5 protein-coding genes are annotated in these 8299 nt (G+C 76.0%); 3 read left to right on the forward strand and 2 right to left on the reverse strand.

Annotation, left to right across the window (positions count from 1 at the left end):
* The first annotated feature begins 60 nt into the window (after nt 1-60).
* Together ACFQ8E_RS20270 and ACFQ8E_RS20275 are read left to right on the forward strand one after the other, a co-directional pair.
* Entirely contained in the window at nt 61-2748 is a 2688-nt protein-coding gene (locus tag ACFQ8E_RS20270) for a flippase-like domain-containing protein (protein ID WP_430552363.1), read from the forward strand.
* 71 nt (nt 2749-2819) lie between these two features.
* Complete coding sequence (locus tag ACFQ8E_RS20275) at nt 2820-5153, forward strand: collagen binding domain-containing protein (protein WP_430552364.1); 2334 nt, start codon at nt 2820-2822, stop codon at nt 5151-5153.
* Between the two features lie 59 nt (nt 5154-5212).
* Here the strand turns inward: ACFQ8E_RS20275 and ACFQ8E_RS20280 are convergent, their stop codons facing one another.
* Entirely contained in the window at nt 5213-5878 is a 666-nt protein-coding gene (locus ACFQ8E_RS20280) for a TetR family transcriptional regulator (protein WP_430552365.1), read from the reverse strand.
* Nucleotides 5879-6036: 158 nt separating this feature from the next.
* Between ACFQ8E_RS20280 and ACFQ8E_RS20285 the strand changes: the two genes are divergently transcribed.
* Nucleotides 6037-6969, forward strand: a complete 933-nt coding sequence (locus tag ACFQ8E_RS20285) for a helix-turn-helix domain-containing protein (RefSeq protein ID WP_430552366.1) — start codon at nt 6037-6039, stop codon at nt 6967-6969.
* Here ACFQ8E_RS20285 and ACFQ8E_RS20290 read toward each other — a convergent pair.
* The gene (locus tag ACFQ8E_RS20290) at nt 6876-8135 is read right to left on the reverse strand and encodes an MFS transporter (protein WP_430552367.1); all 1260 of its coding nucleotides are present in this window, start codon (nt 8133-8135) and stop codon (nt 6876-6878) included. The genes ACFQ8E_RS20285 and ACFQ8E_RS20290 overlap by 94 nt on opposite strands.
* Between the last annotated feature and the right edge of the window lie 164 nt (nt 8136-8299).

Consider the following 8299-nt stretch of genomic DNA (forward strand, 5'->3'; position numbering starts at 1 on the left):
CCACCGCTCTCTACCTCGTGTCACAGGCCGTGAGGCCCGGTAACACCTAGACTTTCCGGCATGTCCGGAGCGAGCACCGCGGGTCCTGCCCAGGATCCTTCGCACCGGAGCCCCACGGGCGACGCCCTGCCACCGACGGGGCCGCTGCGGGCGCTGCTCGGCGGCGACACCTCCGACCAGGGCACGCCGACCGACCTCGTGCGCGTCGTCGACACCCCCGAGGCCCGGGTGCGGCACCCGTCCGACATGCTCGGCATGGTGGTCAGCGCCCTGGGCGTGGCCCTGGTGCTCGTGCTGTCGGTGGTCGCGCACGCCACCACCGAGGGCGTCACCCAGGACGTACGGACCTTCAGCTCCCTGCTCGCGCGCATCCTCTTCGTCCCGGTCGCGCTGCTCGAGGGCCTCATCACCCTGTTCGTGCCCGCGGCCGTGCTGGTGGAGCTGGGCTGGCGCCGGCTGGGCCGGCAGGTCGTCGAGTCCATCTGCGCGGCCGCGCTCGGGCTCGTGCTCGGCGTCGTCACCGCCCTGACCATCTCCCGGTTCGGCAGCGACGAGCTCGTGCGCGGCCTGTCCGTGTTCACCGACGGCGCGTGGCAGCTCACCATCCCCGGGTACGTCGCCGCGATCGCCGGCCTGCTCACCACCGCCGGCCCGCGCACCCGCCGGCGCACCGTGCGCTGGTCGTGGAACGTGCTGTACCTGGCCCTGTTCATCGTGCTCATCACGGGGCAGGTGTCGCTGCCGGGCGTGCTGGTCGCCCTGCTGCTGGGCCGCCTCGCCGGGCAGGCGGTGCAGTACGTGTCCGGCGTGCGCAGCGAGCGCGCGTACGGCGCCGACCTCGTGGCGGCGGTGCGGCGGGCCGGGTTCCACCCGACGGCGCTGGTGCGGGTGCGCGACGTCTCCGCCGTCGTCGACGACGAGGCGGACGCCGACCGCGCGCCCGCCGTGCCGGAGGACCCGGTGGCGTCCTACGACGCCGACGGCGACGTGGTCGACGAGGCCACGGACGACGAGCTGACCCTGCCGCCGGACCCGACCACGGCGGACGCGGCGGCCGTGGCCCTCACACGCTCCGGCGACAACCGGGTGTACGCCCTGTTCACGGGCGACGGCGAGCCCCGCCGCGACGTCGTGGTGCTCGACGGCGACCGCCAGGTGCTCACCACGGTGCAGCGGCTGTGGCGCGCGCTGCGGCTGCGCGGCCTCGAGGGCCGCGCCGCGATCTCGCTGCGCGCCGCGGCCGAGCGCACCGCCCTGCTCGCGTACGCCGCCCAGGCGGCCGGCGTGCGCACCCCACGGCTGGAGGGCATCGGCGTCGCCGACGACTCGGTGGTGCTGGTGCAGGAGCACGCGCGCGGCGCCGTCTCCCTGCGCGACCTCGAGCCCGACGACCTCGACGGCACGCGCGGCGACGCCGTGCTCGCCCAGGCGTGGGAGCAGCTGCGGCGGGCGCACGACGCCGGGCTGACCCACCACGCCCTGACTCCCGACGTCGTGCTGGTGCACCGCGACCTGTCCGGTGCGCCGCACGTGTGGCTCACCGGCTGGGAGCAGGGCGAGATCGCGTCGGGCACCCTGTCGCGGCGGCTGGACCTCACGCAGATGCTCGCGCTGCTGGCGCTGCGGGTGGGCGCGCGCCGGGCGCTCGCCTCCGCGGTGCGCGCCCTGCCCGACGAGGACATCGCCGCCATCGGGCCGCTGCTGCAGTCCATCGCGCTGCCCAGCCCGACGCGCGAGGAGGTGCGGCGCACGAAGGGCCTGCTGGACGAGCTGCGCGAGGCGCTCGTCGAGCGGCTGCCGCAGGCGGACGTGCAGCCGCAGAACATCACCCGCTTCGGCGCCCGCACGGTCATCATGCTGACCCTGACGATCGTCGCCGTCACCGTGATCGTCACGACGTTGAACTTCGAGGAGATCGCCTCGGCGATCACCGAGGCCAACCCGTGGTGGGTCGCGGCGTCGTTCGTGCTCGGGGCCATCACCTGGTTCGGCGCGGCGCTCACGTTCAGCGCGTTCTCGCCGGAGAAGCTGCCGCTGTGGCGCGCCACGCTCACCCAGATGGCCGGGTCGTTCGTCGCGCTCGCCGCCCCCGCCGGCATCGGGCCCGCGGCGCTCAACCTGCGGATGCTGACCCGTCGCGGCGTGTCCACGCCGATGGCGGTCGCGACCGTCGCGCTGGTGCAGCTGTCGCAGTTCGTCGTCACGGTGCTGCTGCTGGTCGTGCTGTCGGTGTCCACCCGCTCCGGCGGCCTCATCGACCTGCCCTCGACCACGGTGCTGCTCGCCATCGCGGGCGTCGCCATCGCCGTCGTCGCGATCCTGCTGGTGCCGTCCGTCCGCCGGTGGGCGTGGGAGAAGGCGCGCCCGACGCTGGAGCAGGTGTGGCCCCGGCTGTCGCAGATGCTGGGCCAGCCCACGCGCCTGGCGCTGGGCCTCGGCGGCAACGTCATCATGACGCTGGGCTACGTGCTCGCGTTCGACTTCGCCCTCGCGGCGTTCGGGCAGTCGCTCAACCTCATCGACGTCGCGGTGATCTACCTGGTCGGCAACTCCGTCGGGGCCATGGTGCCCACCCCCGGCGGCCTGGGCGGCGTCGAGGGCGCGCTCATCGCCGGGCTCACCGCGGCCGGCATCCCGGCGTCCCTCGCGGTCACCGTCACCATGCTCTACCGCGTCGTCACCTACTGGGCCCGCGTGCCGATCGGCTGGGTGGCGATGAAGCGCCTGGAGAAGACGGGCGACCTCTGACCGACCTCTGAGGAACCTCAGCCGCGGCGCCACGCCGCGCGGTCAAGACACATGTCTCATACCGTGTCCCCGTGAACCGGGCCAGGGGGATCCTCAGTGCGCTCGCGGCGCTCACGCTCGCCGCGCTCTCCGCCGTCGTGGCGCCCACGACGTCCTCCGCGGCGACGACCGCGGGCTGGGCCGCGTGGGACCCGTTGACCGGCTCCGCCGGCAGCTGGTCGACCACGATGCAGCTGCCCGCGGCCGGCTTCCCCGCCGCGACCATGACCTCCAACTCACGCGGGGGGACGGTCGGTGTCGTCTCGGGAGCCTCGTCGTGGCTGTCCGACGCGACACCGCCCGGGGAGGTCTTCGGCTCGAGCCGGAACCAGCCGTACGTCAACCTGCGCCCGCAGGCCGACCGCCCGACGACGCCGTCGACCACCGTCTACACCTTCGAGCGGCCGACGCCGGCGGGCGGCTGGGCGTTCGTGCTCGGCGACATCGACGCCGACTGGGTGCGCGTCTCCGCCGTCGGGGCGGACGGGCAGCAGCTCACCGCCGACGAGCTCGGCTGGCAGGGCGCCTTCAACTACTGCCAGGGCGCGGGCTCGCCGTCGTGCACCGACACGGAGGTCCCCACCTGGGACCCGGCCACCCAGCAGCTCTTCGGCAACGCGACCGCGACCGACACGAACGGCGCGACCGGCTGGTTCCGGCCCACCGTGCCCGTCACGCGGCTGACGATCGGGTTCTTCCAGCGCTCCGGGTTCCCGGTGTACCAGACGTGGTTCGCGTCGTTGGCCCGCGACGTCACGGGCACCGTCACCACGGACGACGGCGCCCCGCTCGAGGGCGCGACCCTCACGCTGTTCGGCCCCGACGGGACGGCCCTCGCCACCACGACGTCCGCCGCGGACGGCGCCTACGCCTTCGAGGGCTACACCGCGGCACCCGGGTACCGGGTGGAGCTGACGGAGCTGCCCGGGTCGTCGGACGCGCACCGGTTCGGGCTCGTCGCCGTGGGTCCGACCGTCGTGGGCGACGTCGACCTCGGCGAGACCGACGGCACCGCCGACTTCCAGGCCCGCGACATCGAGCCCGTCGCCGTCAGCGGCACCGTGCTCGACGACGACGGCAACCCCGTGCCCGGCGCCACCGTGACGCTGACGCCGGTGGGCGGCGGCGAGCCGATCACCGTCGTCACGAGCTCGCGCGGCGAGTACCTGGTGGACGACGTCGCCTGGGACGTCGCGAACGACCGGCCGCAGGAGTACGAGCTCTCGCTCGGCGACCTGCCCGAGGGGTACGTGGTCACCGGGACGCCGCCGAACCTCGTGGTCGACGTCGGGCAGGAGGAGGCCAGCACCGGCAACGACTTCACCGTCCGGGGGCCGGCGACCGTGTCCGGCGCCGTGACCGCGGGCGGGGAGCCCGTGGCGGGGGTCGTGGTGACGCTCGGCGACCGCAGCACGACCACCGGAGCGGACGGCACCTACGCGTTCGAGGGCGTGCTGCCCGGTGACCGCACCGTGGCCGTGCAGGCCCCGGACGGCTACACCGTGGACGGCCCCGCCACGCGGGACGTCGCCGTGGGCACCGACGACGTGACCGGGGTCGACTTCGCCCTGGCGCGACCGGGCGCGGTCGGCGGCGCCGTCACCGACGACGCGGGCGACCCGGTGCCGGGCGCCACCGTCACGGTCGCGGGTCCCGACGGTCCCGTCACGCTGACGACGGACGACGCGGGCGACTACTTCCTGGGCGAGCTCCCGCCGGGCGACTACGCGATCACGCTGAGCGTGCCCGACGGGTACACGGCCGACGAGACCGAGCGGACCATCACCCTCACCCCTGCCGGGGAGAGCTTCCTGGCCGAGGACTTCGCCGTCGTCGCCGACCCCGTGGCGCCGCCCGCGCGGCCCGTCGGCGGCACCGTCACCGACCCCGACGGCGCCCCGGTGCCCGGGGCGGAGGTGACCGTCACCGACTCCGAGGGCGCCGAGGTGGCCACCGCCATCACCGACGACGACGGCGCGTGGACCGCCGACCTACCGGACGGCGCGTACACGGCCACGGTCACGCCGCCCGAGGGCTACGTCGTCGAGGGCGACGCGTCCCGCGGGTTCGAGGTGGCGGGCGGCGAGGTGACCGGCGTCGACTTCGTCCTCGCCGCGCAGGACGCGGCGCCGAGCCCGTCGCCCGACCCGACCGCGAGCCCGGCCCCCACGACACCGGCGACGCCGGGCGCTCCGGGCACCGGGGCGGGGCCGTCCGACGGCGGGTCCGCGACGCCGGGCGGCGGCAGCCTGCCGGTCACCGGCGCCGAGGTCGGGGCGGTGGCGCTGGGCGCGCTGCTGCTGGTCACGGCCGGTGGCCTGCTGCTGCGGGCGTCGCGGCGGCGGGCGGGCGCGGCCGAGAGCTGACGCCGGTCCGGGGGGACGGCGTCGCCGCTCACCGCCTGGCCGCCGGGGCGACCCCGCGGTCAGGCGGTGAGCATCCCCGTGGCGGAGCGCACCAGCTCCTCGGTGAGGACGTCGAGCGGCGGCAGGCCGAGGTCGCCCTTCTCGTCGTCGGCCTCCCACGCCGCGACGGCGGCGACCACCGCGCGCGAGACCGTGGCGACGCGCAGCCCGGCCAGCGGCTCGACGCCGTCGCACGCCACCGTGCGCATGAGGTCGAGCAGGTCGAGCGTGCCGACCACCGGGACCTCGACCCCCTCGTAGCGCTTCACGTCGCGCCGCACCCAGTCCATGAAGACCAGCGGCCGGTCCTGGAGCACGGCCTGCGTGTAGCGGGCCCACGAGCTGGGCCGCAGCCCCTCGACCGCCGTCACGAACGGCACGACGTACGCGCGCACCAGACCCTCCGGGTCCCGCTCCCGCCCCTCGCCCACGAGCTGGGCGACCATGCGCGCGCGGTGCTCGTTGATGGGCCTGCTGCGCCAGTAGTAGAGGGCGTCGAGCATCGTCTGCCGCGACCCGAAGTGGTACGTCACGGCCGAGTTGTTGCGGTGCCCCGCCGCCCGGACGATCGCCCGCGAGCTCGCCCCCTCGAACCCGGAGCGCGCCACGAGCCGCTCCGCGGCGGCCAGCAGCGCGAGCTGCGACGCGTTCGGGTGGAGAACGTTCTTCAGGTCGTCGGCGCGCATCCCCCGGAGCGTAGTCACGCCCTGCCGACGGACGCGATCCCCGGCCTCCGCCGACCGGGATCCGGACGCCCGGACGGTCGCGCACGCGCCCGTCGCGCGTGGCATGCTCCTGGAGGGCCCGGGCCGGACGCGCCGGTCGTCGCGCCCGGGGAGGCGCGATGACCGTGACGGACCTGCCGACGCCGTCGTGCGCCGTCGGACCCGACGGACCCGGCGCGACCGCGGCGTCGGCCGCCGCCGAGGAGCTCGACCGCGTGCTCGCCGGGCTGCAGTGGCGGTTCGTGGCGCGTTCCCGGCACGCGCTGGCCGCCGGCGCGTGGGCGGAGCACACCTCCGGGGACGCCGCGCTCCTGCTGGTCACCGACGGCCTCGTGCGCGTGCGCGGCGTGGGCGACGTCGCCGACCTGGCGCCCGGCGACTTCCTGTTCCTGCCGCACGGGCCGCGCTTCGAGGTGCACGCGCTGTCCGACGCGGCCGTGCAGTGCGTGCGGGTCGCGCCGGTCGGGGCGGACGACGGCGCGGGCGTGCTGCCCGCCGCCGTGCTCCTCACCGAGCTGCCGCAGACCGAGCCGACGGCCGCGACCATGCTGCGCTCGCTGGTGGAGGACTACCGCGCCCCGCGCAGCGTGCTGGGCGACCGGGTCGTCACGCTCGTCGCGTCGATGGCGATCAGCGCCTGGTACGCGCGCGGCTGCGCCCCGGCCCGCTGGCTCATGCAGCGCGAGGACCCGGGCCTGGCCAGCGCCGTCGCCGCGATCCACGCCGACCCCGGCCGGGAGTGGACGGTGGACGACCTGGCGCGGGTGGCGCTCGCGTCGCGGTCCGGGTTCGCCGCCCGGTTCCGGTCCGCCACGGGCCTGACGCCCGGCCGCTACCTGGCGCAGGTGCGGGTGGCGCACGCGCGCTGCCTGCTGACGGCGGGCGACCTGCCGGTCGCGACGATCGCCCGCCGCCTGGGCTACGGCTCGGACACGGCGTTCGGCCGCGCCTTCCGCCGTCACACGGGCGCGACGCCGTCCGAGTACCGCCGCGACAGCGTGCTGCGCACCAGGACCCCGCCCGCGACCGCGGCCACCGCCGCCACGAGGTAGGTCCAGCCGACCCCCACGGAGTCGACGCCGAGACCGCCGACCGCGGACCCGAGGATGATCGCCGTCTGGAACGCCGCGACGACGAGCCCGCTGCCCGCCTCGACCTGGTCCGGCATCATCCGCGTGATCCACACCTGCACCACGTTGAGGATGCCGCCGAACGCCGCGCCCCAGACCACCACGGCCGGGTAGACGAGCAGCGGCACGGCGGACGCCAGCCCGACCGCGGCGACGCTCGCTCCGACGGCCACGGGGACCGCGAGGAGCAGCACCGCGAGGTGCCGGTCGACGAGCGCGCCGATCGCGAAGTTGCCGACCAGGCCGCCGGCGCCGAACATCGCGAGCAGCACGGCGACCGTCCCGACGTCCGCACCGGGCAGCAGCGACAGGGCGGGCCGCACGTACGTGTAGCCGGCGAAGTGCCCGCCGATGACCGCCACGATCGCCACCAGCCCCAGCGCGACGCCCGGCGACCGCAGCGCCCGGCCCGTCGCCGACCAGCCGATGCCGGGCGTCGGCGCCACGGGCGGCAGGGCGACGCGCATCGCGACCGCCGTCACCACCGTGACCACCGCGGCGGCCACGAACACGACCCGCCAGCCGGCGGCGGCGGCGAGGATCACGCCCAGCGGCACCCCGGCCACCGTGGCGACCGTCGTCCCCGCGTTGACCACCATCATCGCCTTGCCCACCCGGTCCGCCGGGACCAGCTGCGTCGCGATGACCAGGGACATCGACCAGTAGCCGCCCAGCGCCGCACCCAGCAGCAGCCGGGCGGCCATGAGCACGCCGATGCTCGGCGCCAGCGCCACCAGCACGTTGGAGGCGACCGCGCCCAGCGCGAGCACCACGAGCAGCGTGCGGCGGTCGGTGCGCGGGAAGAGCGAGCCCAGCACCAGGGCGGTGGCCAGCGCCGTCAGGGCCGTGGCGCTCACCGACAGGCCGACCACGCCCTCGGAGACACCGAGGTCCTGCGCCACCGGGGTGAGCACCCCCGGCGGCAGGAACTCCGCCGTCACGAGCGAGAAGCTGCCCAGGAACATCGTGGCCAGCGCCAGCGCGGCGCGCCGGCGCGGGAGGGGGCCGGGCGCCCCCGGGACCCTCGTCGGGGCCGTCGTCGTGGCCGCCGCGGGAGCCGCGGCGGTGTCGATCGGGTTCGTCGTCATGCTGGTCGCAACAACGCCCGGCGGCGCCCGGGCCGACCGGGACGCCGACGGATTCGATCCAGACGCCACGCGCCGGGTGGGGCCCGCGCTCATGCCCGGGCACTGCCCGGGAACGGCCCGAGAACGGCCCGGGCACGCCGGAGGCCCGCCGCTCGCACGATGCG

The sequence above is a fragment of the Isoptericola sp. NPDC056573 genome, assembly GCF_042793335.1.
In the GTDB taxonomy this organism is placed as follows: domain Bacteria; phylum Actinomycetota; class Actinomycetes; order Actinomycetales; family Cellulomonadaceae; genus Isoptericola.

Bases quoted from the DNA above. Each gene is read 5' to 3' on its own strand.
- ACFQ8E_RS20270 (WP_430552363.1), top strand. From the start codon at position 61: ATGTCCGGAGCGAGCACCGCGGGTCCTGCCCAGGATCCTTCGCACCGG.
- ACFQ8E_RS20280 (WP_430552365.1), bottom strand. From the start codon at position 5,878: ATGCGCGCCGACGACCTGAAGAACGTTCTCCACCCGAACGCGTCGCAG.
- ACFQ8E_RS20285 (WP_430552366.1), top strand. From the start codon at position 6,037: ATGACCGTGACGGACCTGCCGACGCCGTCGTGCGCCGTCGGACCCGAC.
- ACFQ8E_RS20290 (WP_430552367.1), bottom strand. From the start codon at position 8,135: ATGACGACGAACCCGATCGACACCGCCGCGGCTCCCGCGGCGGCCACG.